Source organism: Micromonospora sp. NPDC093243 (genome assembly GCF_044753725.1).
Lineage (GTDB): Bacteria > Actinomycetota > Actinomycetes > Mycobacteriales > Micromonosporaceae > Micromonospora.
Genome location: NZ_JBIVNT010000002.1, coordinates 527,149 through 543,830 on the forward strand (window position 1 = coordinate 527,149; position 16,682 = coordinate 543,830).

16 protein-coding genes are annotated in these 16,682 nt (G+C 72.3%); 6 read left to right on the forward strand and 10 right to left on the reverse strand.

Going from position 1 to position 16,682, the window contains the following annotated elements:
• Positions 1–79: 79 nt before the first annotated feature.
• Positions 80–1,756, forward strand: a complete 1,677-nt coding sequence (locus ACIP9D_RS07235) for an MDR family MFS transporter (protein ID WP_350867937.1) — start codon at positions 80–82, stop codon at positions 1,754–1,756.
• A 234-nt stretch (positions 1,757–1,990) separates the two neighbouring features.
• Here the strand turns inward: ACIP9D_RS07235 and ACIP9D_RS07240 are convergent, their stop codons facing one another.
• Positions 1,991–2,482, reverse strand: a complete 492-nt coding sequence (locus ACIP9D_RS07240) for an NUDIX domain-containing protein (RefSeq protein WP_350867935.1) — start codon at positions 2,480–2,482, stop codon at positions 1,991–1,993.
• Between the two features lie 83 nt (positions 2,483–2,565).
• On the opposite strand from ACIP9D_RS07240, the gene ACIP9D_RS07245 reads away from it, so the two are divergent.
• Positions 2,566–4,215: a fatty acid--CoA ligase gene (locus ACIP9D_RS07245; protein ID WP_350867934.1), complete on the forward strand. Its 1,650-nt coding sequence runs from the start codon at positions 2,566–2,568 to the stop codon at positions 4,213–4,215.
• 180 nt (positions 4,216–4,395) lie between these two features.
• Here ACIP9D_RS07245 and ACIP9D_RS07250 read toward each other — a convergent pair whose 3' ends face one another.
• The 7 genes from ACIP9D_RS07250 to ACIP9D_RS07280 all read right to left on the reverse strand — a co-directional run bounded on the left by ACIP9D_RS07250 (position 4,396) and on the right by ACIP9D_RS07280 (position 9,552).
• Complete coding sequence (locus ACIP9D_RS07250) at positions 4,396–5,409, reverse strand: NADPH:quinone reductase (RefSeq protein WP_350867933.1); 1,014 nt, start codon at positions 5,407–5,409, stop codon at positions 4,396–4,398.
• Between the two features lie 153 nt (positions 5,410–5,562).
• Entirely contained in the window at positions 5,563–6,216 is a 654-nt protein-coding gene (locus ACIP9D_RS07255; RefSeq protein WP_350867931.1) for an HAD family phosphatase, read from the reverse strand.
• 75 nt (positions 6,217–6,291) lie between these two features.
• Entirely contained in the window at positions 6,292–7,116 is an 825-nt protein-coding gene (locus ACIP9D_RS07260) for an SCO6745 family protein (RefSeq protein WP_350868804.1), read from the reverse strand.
• 185 nt (positions 7,117–7,301) lie between these two features.
• Positions 7,302–7,958: an FKBP-type peptidyl-prolyl cis-trans isomerase gene (locus ACIP9D_RS07265; protein WP_350867930.1), complete on the reverse strand. Its 657-nt coding sequence runs from the start codon at positions 7,956–7,958 to the stop codon at positions 7,302–7,304.
• A gap of 136 nt (positions 7,959–8,094) precedes the next feature.
• On the reverse strand, positions 8,095–8,733 hold the full coding sequence (locus ACIP9D_RS07270) for a DUF4241 domain-containing protein (protein ID WP_350867928.1): 639 nt from the start codon (positions 8,731–8,733) through the stop codon (positions 8,095–8,097).
• A gap of 112 nt (positions 8,734–8,845) precedes the next feature.
• Positions 8,846–9,190 (reverse strand): thioredoxin domain-containing protein, encoded by a 345-nt coding sequence (locus tag ACIP9D_RS07275; RefSeq protein ID WP_350867926.1) that lies wholly within the window; start codon positions 9,188–9,190, stop codon positions 8,846–8,848.
• Complete coding sequence (locus ACIP9D_RS07280; protein ID WP_350867925.1) at positions 9,163–9,552, reverse strand: MerR family transcriptional regulator; 390 nt, start codon at positions 9,550–9,552, stop codon at positions 9,163–9,165. The genes ACIP9D_RS07275 and ACIP9D_RS07280 overlap by 28 nt, the downstream gene beginning before the upstream one ends.
• A 119-nt stretch (positions 9,553–9,671) precedes the next feature.
• Here ACIP9D_RS07280 and ACIP9D_RS07285 point away from each other — a divergent pair, with 119 nt between their 5' ends.
• Positions 9,672–10,064 carry a PPOX class F420-dependent oxidoreductase gene (locus ACIP9D_RS07285; RefSeq protein ID WP_350867924.1) on the forward strand — a complete coding sequence of 131 codons (393 nt, stop codon included), beginning with the start codon at positions 9,672–9,674 and terminating at the stop codon, positions 10,062–10,064.
• A 4-nt stretch (positions 10,065–10,068) separates the two neighbouring features.
• Here the strand turns inward: ACIP9D_RS07285 and ACIP9D_RS07290 are convergent, their stop codons facing one another.
• Positions 10,069–11,091 carry a Ku protein gene (locus ACIP9D_RS07290; protein WP_350867922.1) on the reverse strand — a complete coding sequence of 341 codons (1,023 nt, stop codon included), beginning with the start codon at positions 11,089–11,091 and terminating at the stop codon, positions 10,069–10,071.
• 85 nt (positions 11,092–11,176) lie between these two features.
• Here ACIP9D_RS07290 and ligD (ACIP9D_RS07295) point away from each other — a divergent pair, with 85 nt between their 5' ends.
• The 3 genes from ligD (ACIP9D_RS07295) (at position 11,177) to ACIP9D_RS07305 (ending at position 14,203) form a co-directional block, all read left to right on the forward strand.
• The gene (ligD, locus tag ACIP9D_RS07295; RefSeq protein ID WP_350867920.1) at positions 11,177–12,118 is read left to right on the forward strand and encodes a non-homologous end-joining DNA ligase; all 942 of its coding nucleotides are present in this window, start codon (positions 11,177–11,179) and stop codon (positions 12,116–12,118) included.
• The gene (ligD, locus tag ACIP9D_RS07300) at positions 12,108–13,022 is read left to right on the forward strand and encodes a non-homologous end-joining DNA ligase (RefSeq protein ID WP_350867918.1); all 915 of its coding nucleotides are present in this window, start codon (positions 12,108–12,110) and stop codon (positions 13,020–13,022) included. The genes ligD (ACIP9D_RS07295) and ligD (ACIP9D_RS07300) overlap by 11 nt, the downstream gene beginning before the upstream one ends.
• A gap of 314 nt (positions 13,023–13,336) precedes the next feature.
• A complete protein-coding gene (locus ACIP9D_RS07305; RefSeq protein ID WP_350867916.1) occupies positions 13,337–14,203 on the forward strand; it encodes a GNAT family N-acetyltransferase in 867 nt (288 codons plus the stop codon).
• A 165-nt stretch (positions 14,204–14,368) separates the two neighbouring features.
• Here ACIP9D_RS07305 and ACIP9D_RS07310 read toward each other — a convergent pair whose 3' ends face one another.
• Positions 14,369–16,675 (reverse strand): esterase-like activity of phytase family protein, encoded by a 2,307-nt coding sequence (locus ACIP9D_RS07310; protein WP_350867914.1) that lies wholly within the window; start codon positions 16,673–16,675, stop codon positions 14,369–14,371.
• Positions 16,676–16,682: the final 7 nt, after the last annotated feature.

Below are 16,682 nucleotides of genomic sequence, written 5' to 3' on the forward strand. Positions count from 1 at the left end.
ATGATCGGCCCCGTTACGCGGTGGGCGGGTTTTTCCCGGTCTCGGCGCATGTTCCGCGAGGGTCGGGAAAGAAGGCGAGATGACCACCGAAGCCTCCGCCGCGCCGGTGCTGAACCGCCAGCAGATCCGGCTGCTCATGATCGGCCTGATGACCGGCATGCTGCTGGCCGCCCTCGACCAGACCATCGTCGGTACCGCCCTGCCGACCATCGTCGGCGAGCTGGGTGGGATCAACCACTACTCGTGGGTGGTGACCGCCTACCTGCTCGCGTCGACCGCGTCGACCCCGCTGTACGGCAAGATGGCCGACCTGTACGGACGCCGACCGGTCTTCCTCTTCTCGATCGGCGCGTTCCTGGTCGGTTCGTTGCTGGCCGGGCTCTCGCAGAACATGACCCAGCTGATCCTCACCCGGGGCATCCAGGGCCTGGGCGCCGGTGGTCTGATGACGCTCGCGTTCACCATCATCTCGGACGTGGTCTCACCCCGGGAGCGGGGCCGCTACCAGGGCCTGTTCGGCGCGGTCTTCGGCATCTCGTCGGTGGCCGGCCCGCTGGTCGGCGGGTACTTCGCGGAGACCAACTGGCGGTGGATCTTCTACATCAACGTGCCGCTGGCCATCCTGGCCATCGTGGTCTGCTACCACGTGATGCGACTGATCCCGTTCGAGCGCCGCAACCACGCCGTCGACTGGGTCGGCGCGGGACTGCTGGTGGCCGGGGTCAGCTCGCTGTTGCTGGCGCTGAGCTGGGGCGGCAACGAGTACGCCTGGGGCTCCGGTGTGATCATCGGGCTCTTCGCCGCCGGTGCGGTGCTCGGCGTGCTCTTCCTGCTCCAGGAGTCGCGGGTCGCCGAGCCGATCCTGCCGCTGCGGCTGTTCCGCAGCCGTACCTTCGCACTGGCCAACAGCGGCGGTTTCGTGCTCGGTCTGGTGATGTTCGGGTCGATCATCTTCATCCCGCTCTACCTGCAGATCGTCAAGGGCGCCTCGCCCACCAAGAGCGGTCTGCTGATGCTGCCGATGATGGCCGGCATCATCTTCACCTCGATCCTCACCGGCCGGGCGATGAGCCGGATCGGGCGGTACAAGTGGTTCCCGGTGGCCGGTTCGGTGGTGCTGCTCGCCGGCATGCTGCTCTTCACCCGGTTGCACGTGGACACGTCGCTCTGGGAGGCGTTCGCCTACATGGTGGTGATCGGCGTCGGGCTGGGCCTCTGCATGCAGTCGCTGATCCTCGCGGTGCAGAACGCCGTCGCCGTACGCGACCTGGGCGCGGGCACCTCCTCGGCGACCTTCTTCCGGTCGCTCGGCGGCTCGTTCGGGGTGGCGATCCTCGGCACCGTGCTCTCCTCGCGGCTCAACGGCGCGCTGGCCGACCGGCTGCCGGGCGCGATCGCCCAGCTGCCACCGGACCAGCAGGCCGCGGTGCGGGCGAGCGGCGGCGCGAACATCTCGATCAACGACCCGGCGACCATCATGGCGCTGCCCGGGCCGGTCCGGGCAGCGATCCAGAGTTCCTTCGTCGAGGGGCTGCACCTGGTCTTCCTGACCGCGGGTCTGATCGCCACCCTGGCCGTGCTGGTCACGCTCGCGATGCCGAACGCTCAGCTGCGCGGCACCGGCCCGGAGGGCGCCACCGGCGGCGCCGACCCGCTCGGCGGCAAGGCCCCCGCCGCCGGGGGCAAGCCGCTCACCAAGGAGTCGAAGGACGAGGCCATCGCCGACATGGAGGCCAAGTCCCAAACCATGATCTAACCGCCCCGCGTGCCGGCCCAGGCCGTCCCGGCCCAGGCCGTCCCGGCCCAGGCCGTCCCGGCCCAGGCCGTCCCGGCCCAGGCCGTCCCGGCCCAGGCCGTCCCGGCCCAGGCCGGGACGGCCTGGTGATCCCGGCCTGTTGATCAAGAGCTTTGCGTCAGGATCCGGTGCCGGACTGACGCAAAGCTCTTGATCACCGGGAGGTCGGGGGGGTTGGGCGGGAGGGGGTCGGGGTTATTTGAGGATGAGGCGGTTGGTTTGTTCGAAGACGTCCAGGTCGGCGAGGGTCTCGTGGACGGAGGCCGACAGCGGGGCCGGGAACTGCTCGCGGTGGAAGAAGGCCGCGTCGGTGGTCTCGTCGGTCACCCGGGCCAGCGTGCCGTCCCACTCCTCGACCCGGAACGCGGTGGTGAAGATCTGGTAGGTGTGGCCGTACATGTTGGTGTGGGTGCGGTCCGGGCCGGTGTAGAGGGCGAACGCGCACACCCGCAGCGCCCGCAGGCCGGTCTCCTCGCGGACCTCGCGTACGGCACAGTCGGCGATCGACTCGCCCAGCTCCATCGCGCCGGCCGGCATCGCCCACTGGCCGTTGTCCGAGCGCCGGATCAGCAGCACCCGACCGGCGTTGTCCCGCACCACCGCCCGGGCCCCGACGAACATCAGCGTCCGGTCCCCGGCGAGCGCGCGCAGCTGCCCCACGTACGAGTCGGCCCAGGAGATGCTCATCCGGACAATTTACGAGCCGCGGCCGGGACCGGGCGGATTTCCGGGGTTCCCAACATGTGACCGGCGACACTAGCTTGTGACCCATGCGTAGCACGATGATGGACGCCCCCCTCCAGGTCGCCCGGATCCTCGAACACGGCGCCACCGTGCACGGCACCGCCGAGGTGGTCACGTGGACCGGCGCCGAACCCCGCCGGATGACGTACGCCGAAGTCGGCCGCGACGCCGCCCGGCTCGCCCACGGATTGCGCGCCGAGTGCGGCGTGACCGGCGACGAGCGGGTCGCCACCTTCATGTGGAACAACAACGAGCACCTGGTCGCCTACTTCGCGGTGCCGAGCATGGGCGCCGTGCTGCACACTCTCAACCTGCGGCTCTTTCCCGACCAGGTGGCCTACATCGCCAACCACGCCGAGGACCGGGTGGTGCTGGTCGACACCACGCTGATCCCGCTGCTGGCCCGGGTGATCGGCCAGATGACCACGGTGCGGCACGTGGTCGTGGTCGGCGGCGGCGACCCCGCCCCGTTGGTCGAGGCGGCCGGTGACCGGATCGCCGTGCACCACTGGGACGCGCTGCTCGCCGGCCGCCCCGAGACCTACGACTGGCCCGAGGTGGACGAGCGCGACGCCGCCGCGCTCTGCTACACCTCCGGGACCACGGGCAACCCGAAGGGCGTCGCCTACTCGCACCGGTCGATCTATCTGCATTCGCTGCAGGTCTGCATGCCGGAGGGCTTCGGCCTCGGGCCGACCGACCGGGAGCTGGCCATCGTGCCGATGTTCCACGCGATGTCCTGGGGGCTGCCGTTCGCGGCCTTCCTCTCCGGCGCTTCGCTGATCATGCCGGACCGGTTCCTCCAGGCCGCGCCGATCGCCGAGATGATCGCCGCAGAGCGGCCCACCCTGGCCGGGGCGGTGCCCACCATCTGGACCGATCTGCTGGCCTACCTGGACAGCCACGAGGTGGACACCTCGTCGCTCAAGGAGGTCATCGTCGGCGGCTCCGCCTGCCCGCCGTCGCTGATGCACGCGTTCGCCGAGCGGCACGACATCCAGGTCATCCACGCCTGGGGGATGACGGAGATGTCCCCGCTCGGCTCGGTCTCCCGGCCGCCGGCCGGCGCGACCGGTGACGAGGCCTGGCGCTACCGCTACACCCAGGGCCGGGTGCCGGCCGGGGTCGAGGCGCGGATCGTCGGGCCGTCGGCGGAGCCGCTGCCCGCCGACGGCGCGTCCGTGGGGGAGCTGGAGGTCCGCGGCCCGTGGGTGACCGCGCGGTACGTCGGCGACGAGACGCCCGAGGAGGAGAAGTTCCGCGACGGCTGGCTGCGCACCGGCGACGTGGGCACCCTCTCGGCGGACGGCTACATCACGCTGACCGACCGGGCCAAGGATGTCATCAAGTCCGGCGGTGAGTGGATCTCCTCGGTGGAGCTGGAGAACGCGCTGATGGCGCACCCGGCCGTGCTGGAAGCCTGCGTGGTGGGGGTGCCGGACGAGCGCTGGGACGAGCGGCCACTGGCCACCGTCGTGGTCCGCGAGGGTGCGACGGTCAGCGCCGAGGAGCTACGCGACTTCCTCTCCGCCTCGGTGGCCCGCTGGCAGCTGCCCGAGCGCTGGGCCTTCATCGACGCGGTGCCGAAGACCAGCGTCGGCAAGTTCGACAAGAAGGTCGTCCGTTCGCGGTACGCCGAGGGGGAACTGGCCGTCCGGGAGCTGACCGCGCCGTAACGTTTTTCTGCGGGCTGTCGCCTGTTGGGTAGGAGCACTCCTGAAGACGTTCCTCCCCAGGGGCGGCCCCGGCGTTCGCACCGCGCCGGGGCCGCCCGTTCCATGCGGGGTTACCCGCAATGCCATTATTGCGAGAGTTGTTCGCCTACGTCCCGATGACGCGAAATCTTCTCGTCCGGGTCACTGGTCGCTGGTGCTGATCAGGACCTTCCCGACCACGGAGTTCTCCACGGCCTGGTGCGCCGCCGCGGCCGCGGAGAGCGGGTGGTGGTGCAGCGGCAGCCCGGCGTCCTCGCCGACCCGGATGCCAGCCTGGGCGGCGGCCGCGGCCACGTCGACGACCGCCTGCGCCTTGGCCGCCTTCGGCACGGTGTAGACCATCACGAACTGCCAGCGGGCGTTCGGCCTCATCAGATCGCGGACGGGCAGGGTCACCTCGGTTCCGCCGTCGTTGGCGTAGACGCAGACCGCACCGCCGTGGCGCAACACCTGTACGTCGGTGGTCGCGTTCTTCGCCGGCGCGACCTCGACGATCGTGTGCACCCCGTCGGGGGAGATCTTTCGGACCTCCTCGACCACGTCCTGCTCCCGATAGTTGATCACGAAGGAGGCGCCGGCCGCCGCCGCCAGCTGCGCCTTCTCCGCGCTGCTCACCGTGGCGATCACGGTCGCGTCGGCCCACCGGGCGAGCTGGATCGCCGCATTGCCCACCGCGCCGGCCCCGCCCTGGACCAGCACCGTGTGATCGGTCAGCGCACCGGCGCGCAGCGCATCCGGCATGTACTCGCCGGCGGTCAGGCAGCGGTGCGCGGTGAGGAACGGGATGCCGAGGCAGGCGCCCAGGTCGAACGAGGCGTCGCCGAGGCGCACCGTGTGCCGGACCGGGACCACGGTGTACTCGGCTGTGGTGCCCCACGGGCGCTGCCAGGCCGCCTCCCAGATCCAGACCCGCTCGCCGGTCAACTCCTGTTCGACGCCCTCGCCGACCGCCTCGATCACCCCGGCGCCGTCCTGACCGGGGATCTGCCAGCCGGCCGGCAACGGGGACTGCTGCCGGGCCTTCCAGTCCGTCGGGTTCACCCCGGAGACGGCCATCCGGACCAGGACCTCGCCCGGCCCGGGCTCCGGCACCGGCCGGTCGACCAGCTGGAGCACCGACGGGTCGCCGTTGCGCTCGTACACGATCGCCTTCATCGCGGTCTCCTCACTCCCGACGCACTCCGGGGCCGGAAGGGCGTCGTCGGCTGCGGTACCCGACCGCACCGGGCTCATGCCGATCTTCGCTGCTCCGGAAACCGGACAACCAGGCGACCGGCGGACGGCAGGCGGCAGCGGGGACGACCCGGATCAGCCGAGCCGGTCGACGGTCTCCGGGGTCAGCTCGTCGATCGAGCCGAGAGTGACCGCGGCGAGCGCCGCCGCGTCCGGATCCAGCGGGTACGAGCCGTGCGGCACCGCCACCACCCGCATGCCGGCGGCGGCCGCCGAACGCACCCCGTTGGAGGAGTCCTCCACGGCGACGCACCGGGCCGGATCGACCTTGAGCCGCCGCGCCACGGCGAGGTAGACGTCCGGCGCCGGCTTGCCGCGCTCGGTCTCCTCGGTGGAGAGCGTCGCGCCGAACGCGTCGGTCAGCCCGGTGGCGGTCAGCGTGGCCGCGATCAACCGGGTGGGCGAGGAGCTGGCCAGCCCCAGCGTCCACCGCGCGGCCAGCCGGCGCACCACCCGGTCGGCGTCGTCGATCAGCGGTACGTGCGCCGCGTAACGCCGGGTCATCTCGTCGACCACCTCGACCGCCACCTGCTCGGCGGTACGCGACACGCCCAGCTCGTCGCTGAGGTACCGGGCCCACTCGCCGGTGCTCATCCCCATCAGCCGGCGCTGGCTGTCCGGCTGCCAGGTGCCGCCGTGGGTCGCCACGTACGCTCGCCGGACCTCCTCCCAGACCGGCTCGGAGTCCACAATCACGCCGTCCAGGTCGAAGACCACCGCATCCGCCACGTGCCCCATCCTGCCCGACCGCGGGCCGCCGGTCAGCCGGGCGGGCCCGGGCGGACCCGGCGGGGTGGCGCGGGCTCAGGCCGGCAGTGCGGGCAGGCCGATCGGGCTCTGCGCCGGGATCACCGAGTGGCAGCGCCGGGCGACCGGTTCGAGCAGCTCGCGCAGCCGGTCGGTGCGGTCCGCGCCGAGCGCCTGCCACGGTCGGGCGGCCGCGGCGTCGGTGGCGTCCTCGACCGCCTGGAAGCCGACCCGCCCGCGTTCGGTGGGCTCGCCGTCGGGGGTGAGCCAGCCCCGGGAGCGCAGCCGGTCGCGCGCGGCGGCCCACTGCTCCTCGGTCCAGCCCCGCCCGAGCAGGTGTTGGGCGGGGATGTCGAGCGCGACCCGCCAGGTCAGCGCCTCCACCGGGTCGAGGTCGGCGGCGACGAGGGCGGCGATGTGCCCGTCGCCCCGGTGCTCGCGCAGCGTCGTGGCGGCCTGCCAGAGCCGGGCCAGCGGGTATTCGCCGGCGGGCAGCGCGGCGTTGGCGGCGCCGAGCACCCGGCCGGCGTTGTCCGCCGCGCCGGCCGCCGCCTCGAGCAGGTCGGCCGCCTCGGTGAGGTGCTCCTCGGGCAGTTCGTAGGTGAACTCGGCCAGCGCCTGCACCGCGCCGGTGAGCCGGGCCCGCAGCGCCTCCTGCGGGGTGGCCAGCCGCCAGACGGCCGGCAACGCCCGGGTCACCATCGGCGGGGCGAAGGTGAAGAAGGCGGCGATCACCGGGGCGGCCTCGGTCGGGCCGAGCGGAGCGGCCCGGCCGGCGAAGTAGCCCCGCCAGTAGCCGCGCAGCCCGACCGCCTCAAAGGCGGACCTGGCCCGGGGGTGGAAGTAGGTGACCGCGTGCACCGGCTCGTAGTGCGTCCACATCAGTCGGGCGGTGCGCCCAGGTTCGTCCAACGCCGTCACGTGCACCTCCGGGTTCGCATCCGGGTACACCCTGGACGGTGGGACCATCCAGGGTGACCACGAACCTACTGGGTGTGTGTGACGGGTCGGAAGCCCTCTGTTGGTCAACCGCATCGCGGGAAGTTGACCAACCGGGGCGGTTCGACCTACTGCGCGGCCAGCACGTCCACCACGAAGCGCAGCGGACCGGCCGGCCGGCCGCCCGAAGCGTCGTTGCCGTATGCCAGCTCGGCCGGGATGTCGAGCTGCACCCGGCTGCCCACGGTGACCCCGACCAGGCCCTGGTCCCAGCCCTTGATGACCTGCCCGACGCCGATCGGGAAGCTGGCCGGCTGGCCGGTGTTCCAGGACGCGTCGAACTCCTTGGCATCCTTGTAGAAGACGCCGACGTAGTTCGTGGTGATCGTCTGGCCGGCCTTCACCGCCGGCCCGGTGCCCTTGATCAGCGGGGTGACGGTCAGCTTCTTCAGCTCGCCCTTGCCGGCGGTGACCGTCGGCTTGGTGCCCAGCGCCGGGTCGGCGCCCTCGGGCAGCTGCGGGGCGGGCGGCGCGCCGGGCGACGCGGCGGCGTCGTCGGCCGGAGCGGTCGCCGACGGGGACGCGTCGGCCTGCGGCGCGGCGTCGTCGTCGCCCCCCTGGCCGACGATCACGAAGACGGTGACCAGCACCGCCACCACGGCCAGGCCGGCGAGCCCGCCCAGCCACGCCTGCCGGCGGCGCTTCGCCTCGGCCGCCTTCTGCGCGGCCAACTGGGCGGCCAGCCGCCGCTCCGACTTGGTCCGGTTCTGCGTACGCTCGCTCACGGCGTCGACTCCCTGCTGCGAAGGTGTGGCCGGCCCGGGGCCGGGGGGAAAGTCGACGCACACGGTACCCGCCCGGACGCCAACCGTGCCCTCCCCGGACCAGTGTTGATCACTGGGCGCGTCGCGGGAGCCCCGCCTATCCCGGCACCACCATGAAGTCGGTCACGAACGAGGTGACTCGGCCGTCGGCGGACCGGCCGATCCAGGTGCCGTAGCAGCCGTCGCCCCAACCGGAGCTGACCGTGACGACGTTCGCGCCGGTCGCCTCGTCCAGCACCGCCGTGATCAACCCTGGCACCGGCGCCGTCGGCAGCTCATCCGGGATGAAGACCTCCTCGACCTGGTCGTACTCCCAACCTTCCAGCACGCTCAGCGCCGCCGGGTCGGCGAGCGTGCCGGTGCCGGCGTCCACCCCGTAGCCGAAGTAGTCGTCCGCGCCGAGGGTCGACACGTCCTGGTCGTCGACGAGCGCCAGCTCCCAGCGGACCGTCGGCTCGTCCGAGACCACCAGCTCGAGCGCGGCCACCCGCCGGTCCACCTCGGCATCGTCGCGGAGCACCGCGGCCACCCACGCCCGGGCCGGGTAGCTGCCGGGGGCGACCGTGACGGTGAACGGCTCGGCCTCCGGGCAGACCAGCGGGTCACAGCCCACCACCCGGCCGGTCGGCAGCACGATGTCGCCCACCGGGTACGCCTCGACCACGTACGCGCCGTGCTCGTCGGCGAAGCGGGCACCGGGCGTCAGCAACCGGTCCAGGTCAGGGGTGTACGGCATCGGGGTCTCCTCCGGTGGCGGATGGCCGGCGGAGCGTACCCGGAGGGGGCGACCGGCCCGCGGCCGGAACCGGACAGCCGGCGCGCCACGGGCCGGGCCGCTCCCCGGCTCCTCACGCCTCCAGGTGCCGCTCCAGCGCCGCGCGCAGGTGGTTCTTCGGCCGGGACCCGACGATCGAGCCGGCCAGTTCACCGTGGCGGAAGATCAACAGGGTCGGCAGCGACATGACCTGGTAGCGGCGGGTGGTCTGCGGGTTCTCGTCCGAGTTGAGGGTGGCGATGCTCAGCCGCCCGGCGAACTCCCCGGCCAGCTCGGCGAGGCTGCGGGAGATGGCGTGGCAGGGCGGGCACCACTCCGCCCAGACGTCGAGCACCACGGGCCGGTCGGCGCCGAGCACCGTGCTGGCGAACGTCTCGTCGGTCACCGTGATCAGGGCGTGTTGCGCAACCTCAGGCATGTTCTCTCCCGTTCGGCGATGGCGTGGGCGAGCTGGTCCCGCAGCTCCCGCCGGACCGTGTGCAGCCGGTCGATGCCGGCGTCGACCTCGGCGAGTTTGCGGCGCAGCACCGCCACGGAATCCGGGCAGACGTGCCCGGAGGTGTTGCCGGCGCGCAGGCAGGCGACGAACGGTCGGATGTCGTCCAACCCGAATCCGACCGCGAGCAGCGCCCGGATCTCGCGTACGACATGCAGCTCCGCCTCGTCGTAGACCCGGTAGCCGTTTGCCGAGCGGGCCGGGCGGACCAGCCCGTGCGTCTCGTAGTAGCGCAACGCCCGGGTGCTGGTGCCGGCGCGTTCCGCCAGTTCACCGATGAGCATCGGACCTCCCTCGCCGCTGGCGTCGCGTCCGACGCTAGACCTTGCCGTCGGCGTCAAGGCAAACCCCGAGTTGGCCCGGGACGCCGGTGAGCCGGTCGCCCCGCCGGTAGATTTCGGCCATGGCGATCCTCACCGACGACGACCTGGCCCTGCTGGCCGAGCCCCAGCTCGCGCACGTGGCGACCATCGAGGCGGACGGCAGCCCGCACGTCACGCCCGTCTGGGTGGACACCGACGGCGAGCACATCCTGTTCAACACGGTCAAGGGACGGGTGAAGTACGAGAACATCCGCCGCAACCCGGAGGTCGCGATCTCCGTGGTCGACAAGGCCGACGACTTCCGCACGCTCTGGGTGAAGGGCACCGCCGAGCTGGTGCCGGGCGACGCCGACGCGCACATCGACCGGATGGCGAAGAAGTACCTCGGCGAGGACACCTACCCGTTCCGCCGGGAGGGCGACGAGCGGGTGATCGTCCAGGTCACCCTGACCGAGAAGCTCGGCCGGGGCTGAGCAGTCAGGCGGTCTTGCGGGCCGTCTTCTTCGCCGCCGTCTTCTTGGGCGCGGCCTTCTTCTCGGCCTCGGTGGTCTTCTTCGCGGCGGTCTTCTTCGCCGCCGCCTTCTTCGGTGCGGCCTTCTTCTCGGCGGTCTTCTTGGCCGGCGCCTTCGCCGCCTTCTTCTGCGCGGCGGCCTTCTGGGCGGAGCGGGCCGACGAGATCGGGGTCGGCTCGGCGCCGCCGCCACCGCGGGCCGGCTCCTCGCCGCGCGCCGCCCGGGCCCGCTCCACGGACGCCTTCAGCGCGGCCATCAGGTCCACGGCCGCCGCCGGGGCCTCCTCGACCTCCTCCGGCTGGACCACCTCCCGGCCCTCGACCTTGGCGTCGATGACCTCCTGCAACGCCGCCCGGTAGTCGTCGGTGAAGGCGTCCGGCTCGAAGTCGCCGGCCATCGAGTCGATCAGCGAGCTGGCCATCGCCAGCTCCGGCGGCCGGACCTTGAGGTCCTCGTCGAGGAAGCCGAAGTCGGGGGTACGCACCTCGTCGGGCCAGAGCATGGTGTTGAGCAGCAGCACGCCCTCGCGGACCCGCAGGGTGGCCAGCTGTTCCCGCTGGCGCAGCGCCACCTTGACGATGGCCACCCGCTCGGAGTCGGTCAGCGCGTCCCGCAGCAGCACGTACGGCTTGGTCGCCGCGCCGTCCGGCTCGAGGAAGTAGGCCTTGTTGTAGAGGATCGGATCGACCTGCTCGGCCGGGACGAACTCCAGCACGTCGATCGCGTGCGAGGTGGTCAGCGGCAGCTCGGCGAAGTCCTCGTCGGTGAGGATCACCATCTCCCCGCCGCCGATGTCGTAGCCCTTGGCGATGTCGTCGTAGGTGACCTCTTCGCCACAGACGGAGCAGGTGCGCTTGTAGCGGATCCGGCCGCCGTCCTCCCGGTGCACCTGGTGGAACCGGATGTCCTTCTCCTCCGTGGCGGAGTAGAGCTTGACCGCGATCGAGACCAGCCCGAACGAGACCGCTCCCTTCCAGATGGCGCGCATGCTGGCTCCTCTCCCCGCGTAATGACCAGGATCGCAAACGATCGAAGCGGGCGCGAGGACTTCCGCCGCGAACTACAGTCATTGGGTGCCCGGCGCGCCGCTCAAGCCGATGCTCGCGATGACCGGGCAGCTCCCGGCGGGCGCCGGCTGGGCGTACGAGTTCAAGTGGGACGGGGTCCGCGCGCTCGCCGACATCTCCGGCGGTGGACAGCACCTCTACGCCCGCTCCGGCGTGGAGATCACCGCCGCGTACCCGGAACTGGCGTCCCTACGTGACCAGGTGGGCGACGCGCTGCTCGACGGCGAGGTGGTGCTGCTCGGCGAGACCGGGCAGCCCTCGTTCACCGCCCTGGCCGAGCGGATGCACGTGCGGGACCGGAACAAGGCGGCCCGGCTGGCGGCCGTCATGCCGGTCACTTACATGATCTTCGACCTGCTCCGGCTGGACGGCGAGGACCTGACCGGCTGGCCGTACGAACGCCGCCGGGAGGCCCTGGACGGCCTGGCGCTGGGTGGCGCCCGGTGGGCGGTCCCGCCGGTCTTTCCCGACGGTCCGGCCACCTACCAGGCCGCCGGGGAGCACGGCCTGGAGGGGGTGATGGCCAAGCGGGTCGGATCGGTCTACCGGCCCGGGGTGCGCTCGCCGGACTGGGTGAAGGTCAAGCTGGAGGTGACCGGCGACTTCGTGGTCGGCGGCTGGCGGCCGGGCGCGCGCCGGATCGGCGGGCTGCTCGTCGGGGTGCCCCGCCCGGACGGGCGGCTCACCTACCGTGGCCGGGTCGGTGGTGGGATCGGCGCGGCCATCGAGCGGCAGCTCCTCGCCGAGTTGGAGCCGCTGCGCGCCCCCGGCTCGCCGTTCGCGGGCGACGTGCCCCGCGAGGATGCCCGGGGCGCGATCTGGGTAACTCCCCGGGTCGTGGTGGAGGTGAAGTACGGCCAGCGCACCCCGGACGGGCGGTTACGGTTCCCCCGGGTGCTCCGGCTGCGACCGGACAAACCACCCGAGGAGGTCGATGATGCCGGCTGACCGGTTGCGGGTGGACGTGGAGGGGCGTTCCCTGGAACTGTCCAACCTGGACAAGGTGCTCTATCCGGGCGCAGGGTTCACCAAGGGTGAGGTGATCGACTACTACACCCGGATCTCGCCCGTGCTCCTGCCGCACCTGCAGGATCGGGCGCTGACCCGGATCCGCTTCCCCAACGGGGTCGACGGCAATTCGTTCTTCGAGAAGAACAAGCCGGCGGCGACCCCGGACTGGGTCCGGACCGAGACGCTGCCCGCGCCGGGGTCGAGCAAGGGGCGGGAGACCATCGACTATGTGGTCTGCGACGAGTTGCCGACCCTGGTCTGGTTGGCGAACCTCGCCGCGTTGGAGCTGCACACGCCGCAGTGGAAGGTCGGCCAGCACCCGGACATGATGGTGGTCGACCTGGATCCGGGGGCGCCCGCCGGGCTGAAGGAGTGCTGCGCGGTCGCGGTGCTGATGCGTGACCGGCTCGCCGACGACGGCATCGACAGCTATCCGAAGACCTCCGGCAAGAAGGGGATGCAGCTCTGCTGCCCGGTCGCCGGCACCCAGTCCGCCGACGACGTCTCCGCCTACGCCCGGCGGATCGCCCAGGAGCTGGAGCGGGCGCACCCGAAACTGATCGTGTCGAAGATGGCGAAGAACCTGCGCCCCGGCAAGATCTTCATCGACTGGAGCCAGAACAACGCGGCGAAGACCACGGTGGCGCCCTACTCGCTGCGGGCCCAGGCGGCGCCGTCGGTGTCGACGCCGCTGACCTGGGACGAGGTCGAGGCGGGCGCGGCGGGCAAGCGTCCGGCGACGAAGCCGTACACCGCCACCGAGGTGCTCAATCGGGTGGAGAAGTCCGGCGACCTGCTCGCTCCGGTGCTCGACGGCGGCCCGGAGTTGCCGGCCCCCTGAATTCCGTTCTCGGCACCGTGCCGCCCGGTCGGAGCGAAGCGCTCAGGTGACGCAACGTGTGGCTACGGATCGTGGTCGCAGAGCAAAGGGGCCGGAGCGAGTGGGTTGGCGGTCCGGCGAGGTCGCGCTGCGTGACCGGCGAGGCGCCCCTATCGTCCCGAACTTCCCGGCCGCCAGCGCGGCCGGGTCGTCGGCGTCCCGCCAGCCTCGTACGCCTGGGCCGCCCGAATCCGGTTGACGGCGGTGCCCCGCCTCGCGCCTACTGACTCACCGGAACGCGGCCGGCGGGGCCGCGGCGCGGAGGACGGACGACGGTGGACCCGACGACTCTTACCTGGCAGCCCTACGGCGAAGAGCACCTGCCGGCCCTGACCGGGCTGGCCCAGGCCTGTCTCGCGGCCGACGGGGGACTGCCACTGATCGTCCAGTCGCCGCTGCTGCGGGCGCGGCTGCTCCAGGCCCGTACCCTCGGCGCCTGGCACGACGGCGAGCTCGTGGCGGCCGTCGGTGTGGGCACCGACCGGCGCCCGGTCTCGATGACCGGCCTCGTACACCCGGCTTGGCGCGGGCGGGGCCTCGGCGGCCGGCTGCTGAGCTGGGCGGGCGAGCAGGTTGGCGGCGAGGAGCTGCTGGTGACCACCGAAACGTGGAGCCCGGGCGCGGAGGCGCTGTTCGCGGCGCGCGGCTTCGACCGGACCTTCGTCGAGTGGGTGCAGCGGCACGACCTGGGCACCCTCCCGGACGTGGCGGCTCCCGAGGGCCTACGTGCCGAGCCGGTGACCTGGGACGCCGGCCCGGAGCTGTTCGTGACCTACCAGGCGTCCTTCGCCGACCGGCCCGGCTTCCGCGCTCCCGAGGCCGAGGAGTGGCTGGGCGAGCTGCGCGAGGACGACGAGTACCGGCCGGACCTGTCCCTGCTGGCCCGGGGGCCGGACGGGCGCCCGGTCGGCTTCGTCAACGTCATCGGCACCTGGATCGACCAGGTGGGCGTCGTCCCGGAGTGGCGAAAGCGGCGGGTCGGGGCCTACCTGGTGGCGCGGGCGTTGCGCTCGCTGGCGGGCGACGGGGCCGGCGAGGCCTGGCTCTGCGTCAACGACGACAACCCGGCTGCCGCCCTCTACCGCCGGCTGGGCTTCGTCGACGCCGGCCGCCGCACCCGCCACCTGCTGCGCCGCCCCTGACGCGCTTCGCCCCGTCGATCATGCACCCGTGGTGCCCGACCAGCCCTGCTGTGCCCGGTTCGCGAGGCACCACAACTGCATGATCGGCGAAGGCCCGGCGCCCACCTGTGGTGGACGCCGGGCCGTGGGCGGTCCCGGCCGGCCGCTGCCGGGCCGCCGAACGGGTCAGCCGCGCCCGAAGACCTTCCGGCTGGACCCGAGCCGCAGCAGGACCGTCTCGCCGGTGGCGTCCTGGACCGCGTCGTTGTCGGTGATCGCGTACACCTCGCCGTTGCCGGCCACGGTCACGCCCTCGAGCTTCTCCTGCGTCCACCCGTTGGTGGCGCGCAGCGCGGGCAGCACGTCGACCGCGAGCGTCTTCGGCAGCACACGCAGCGGGCCGGGCGCCGCAGCTCCGCCAGGCAGCGGCACGGTGTAGATCCGCTTCACCGTGGCGGCCGGGCCGTTCAGCTTGTCCCGCTCGATGACCGCGAGGCGGTCGCCGACCACGGTGATCTCGGAAAGTCCCATCCAGTCACCCGGCACGGTGGTGCTGCCCAACTGGTAACCGAACCAGCTCCAGGTGCCGGCTGTGACGTCGTACCGGCCCAGCCGGACCACGCCGGCCGGGTCGGTGCTCAGCTCCCGCTGCACGGCCACCCAGACGATCTCCCGGCCCTGCCGGTCGGTGGTCGCGGTGACCCCCTCCAGGCCCTGCTTGGCCAGGCCGGCGGCGACCTCGGTGGGCAGTGCGACGGTCTGCCGGGTGACCCCGGCGGCGTCGAGGCGGACCAGCTTGTTCTCCGCGCCCGTGGCGCCCTCGACGGCGAGCCAGAAGCCGCCCTGCGGGCGGGCGAAGATGCCCTCGGCGTCGTACCCGACCGGCGCGCCGGTCGCGTCCAGCACCGGCAGCGCGCCGGTGATCACGGCCGGAGTCCGCTTCACGTCGACAGTGAGGATCCGGGTCTGGCTGTACGCCGCGTCGGTGACGCTGTAGAGCTGGTCGCGCTTGCCGGGTGCCGCGGTCAGCGCGCCGAGCGCCCCCCAGCCGATCGGCGTGCCGGCCCGGTCGGTGCCGGAGACGATGCTCGGAAAGGCCGGAGTGCCCTTGCCCAGCTGGAAGAGCGAGACCGAGGCGCGGACGTTGACCGAGGCGTCGTCCTCCTCGCTGGAGACCGCGAGCAGGCCGCGCGACGGGATGGGCAGCAGCCCCTCCGGCCCGTTCGTGGTGGGCAGCACCTGCTTGAACACCGGTGCGGTCGGGCGGCTCAGGTCGTAGACGGCGACGAAGTTGCTCCGCTCCGAGCCGACGAACGCGTACCGCACGCCGTCGTACTCGGCGACGGCGACGCCCTCCGGCTCGGTGCCCTTCTTGCCGGCCCGGTCCTCGTTGTGCAGGCCGTAGGTGACGGCGAGCCGCTCGAAGCTGTTGCCGGCGTCCCAGGCGACCCGCCCGGTGCGGCTGTCGAAGACGGACCAGCCCCGGCTGCCGCCCCGCCAGTCGCCCTCGTTCGCCGTCGCCAGGTAGCGGTCGTCGATCCAGGAGACCGCGTCCGGCTCGCGCGGCACGTCGGTGATCGACCCGGTGAGGTCGATGACCCCGTCCTTCTTGGTGTCGATCCCGCTGATCGTGGCGGTCCCGGCGCTGAACACCTTCGTGATCCGGCCGGTGGGCAGGTCGATCAGGGCGACGCCGTTGTTCTCCTGGAGGGTCACCGCCAGCTCGTCGCGGCTGTTGATCGAGACGTACTCCGGCTCCGGGTCGGTCGGCGCGGCGAGGCCGGCCTGGACCAGGGTGGGCAGCGCCTGACCGTTGGCGCCGGTCAGCGGGACCGGCCGCAACCGCCAACCGGCCGGCGACGTGCCGGTCAGGTCGACGATCTGCACGAAGCCAGCCGGGAGCTGGGGCAGGTCGCCCTCCTCGCCGCCGGGCGGGGTGGCCTCCTCGTCGCGCTCGTTCTCGATCGCGATGGCGGCGTACCGCTTGTTCCTGCTGATCGCGATCGAGTCGGGCTGACCGCCGAGGTCGAAGCTCTTGACCCGCTTGCGGGTGGCCAGCTCGATCACGTCGAGGCGGCCGGACGGCTCGGTGTAGCTGCTGCTGGTGTTCACCACCACGAGCACGTACCTGCCGACCACGGCCACCGACGTGGGCTCGTCCTCGGCGTTGCCGAGCTGGGCCAGGGAGAGAGTGCCGAGGCCGTGCGGACGGTCGGCCCGGGAGATGTCGAGGAAGCCGATCCGGCGGGCCAGCGCGTCCGTGTGGATCAGGGTGCGGCCGTCCTCGCTGACCGCCGAGATCTCGGCGACCGTCGGGGTCGCCGGGTCCTCGCCGGCCGGCCGGTTCTCAAAGACCGGGTAGGTGGCGACCCGGTCGAAGGCGAGCGGCTTGCCCGGGTGGTGCCCGCCCGCCGACGCCGGGGCGGCACCGGTCAGGCTGGCGGCCGCGACACCGGCCGCAGTGAGCGCCGTAAATGCTCTTCTGAGTGTCAAGGACTTC

Excerpts from the sequence above, each read along its gene's own strand:
- ACIP9D_RS07280 (WP_350867925.1), bottom strand. The coding sequence starts at position 9,552 with ATGCTCATCGGTGAACTGGCGGAACGCGCCGGCACCAGCACCCGGGCG.
- ACIP9D_RS07285 (WP_350867924.1), top strand. The coding sequence starts at position 9,672 with ATGGCGATCCTCACCGACGACGACCTGGCCCTGCTGGCCGAGCCCCAG.
- ACIP9D_RS07235 (WP_350867937.1), top strand. The coding sequence starts at position 80 with ATGACCACCGAAGCCTCCGCCGCGCCGGTGCTGAACCGCCAGCAGATC.
- ACIP9D_RS07290 (WP_350867922.1), bottom strand. The coding sequence starts at position 11,091 with ATGCGCGCCATCTGGAAGGGAGCGGTCTCGTTCGGGCTGGTCTCGATC.
- ACIP9D_RS07245 (WP_350867934.1), top strand. The coding sequence starts at position 2,566 with ATGCGTAGCACGATGATGGACGCCCCCCTCCAGGTCGCCCGGATCCTC.
- ACIP9D_RS07250 (WP_350867933.1), bottom strand. The coding sequence starts at position 5,409 with ATGAAGGCGATCGTGTACGAGCGCAACGGCGACCCGTCGGTGCTCCAG.
- ACIP9D_RS07270 (WP_350867928.1), bottom strand. The coding sequence starts at position 8,733 with ATGCCGTACACCCCTGACCTGGACCGGTTGCTGACGCCCGGTGCCCGC.
- ACIP9D_RS07240 (WP_350867935.1), bottom strand. The coding sequence starts at position 2,482 with ATGAGCATCTCCTGGGCCGACTCGTACGTGGGGCAGCTGCGCGCGCTC.
- ACIP9D_RS07275 (WP_350867926.1), bottom strand. The coding sequence starts at position 9,190 with ATGCCTGAGGTTGCGCAACACGCCCTGATCACGGTGACCGACGAGACG.
- ACIP9D_RS07260 (WP_350868804.1), bottom strand. The coding sequence starts at position 7,116 with ATGTGGACGCACTACGAGCCGGTGCACGCGGTCACCTACTTCCACCCC.
- ligD (WP_350867918.1), top strand. The coding sequence starts at position 12,108 with ATGCCGGCTGACCGGTTGCGGGTGGACGTGGAGGGGCGTTCCCTGGAA.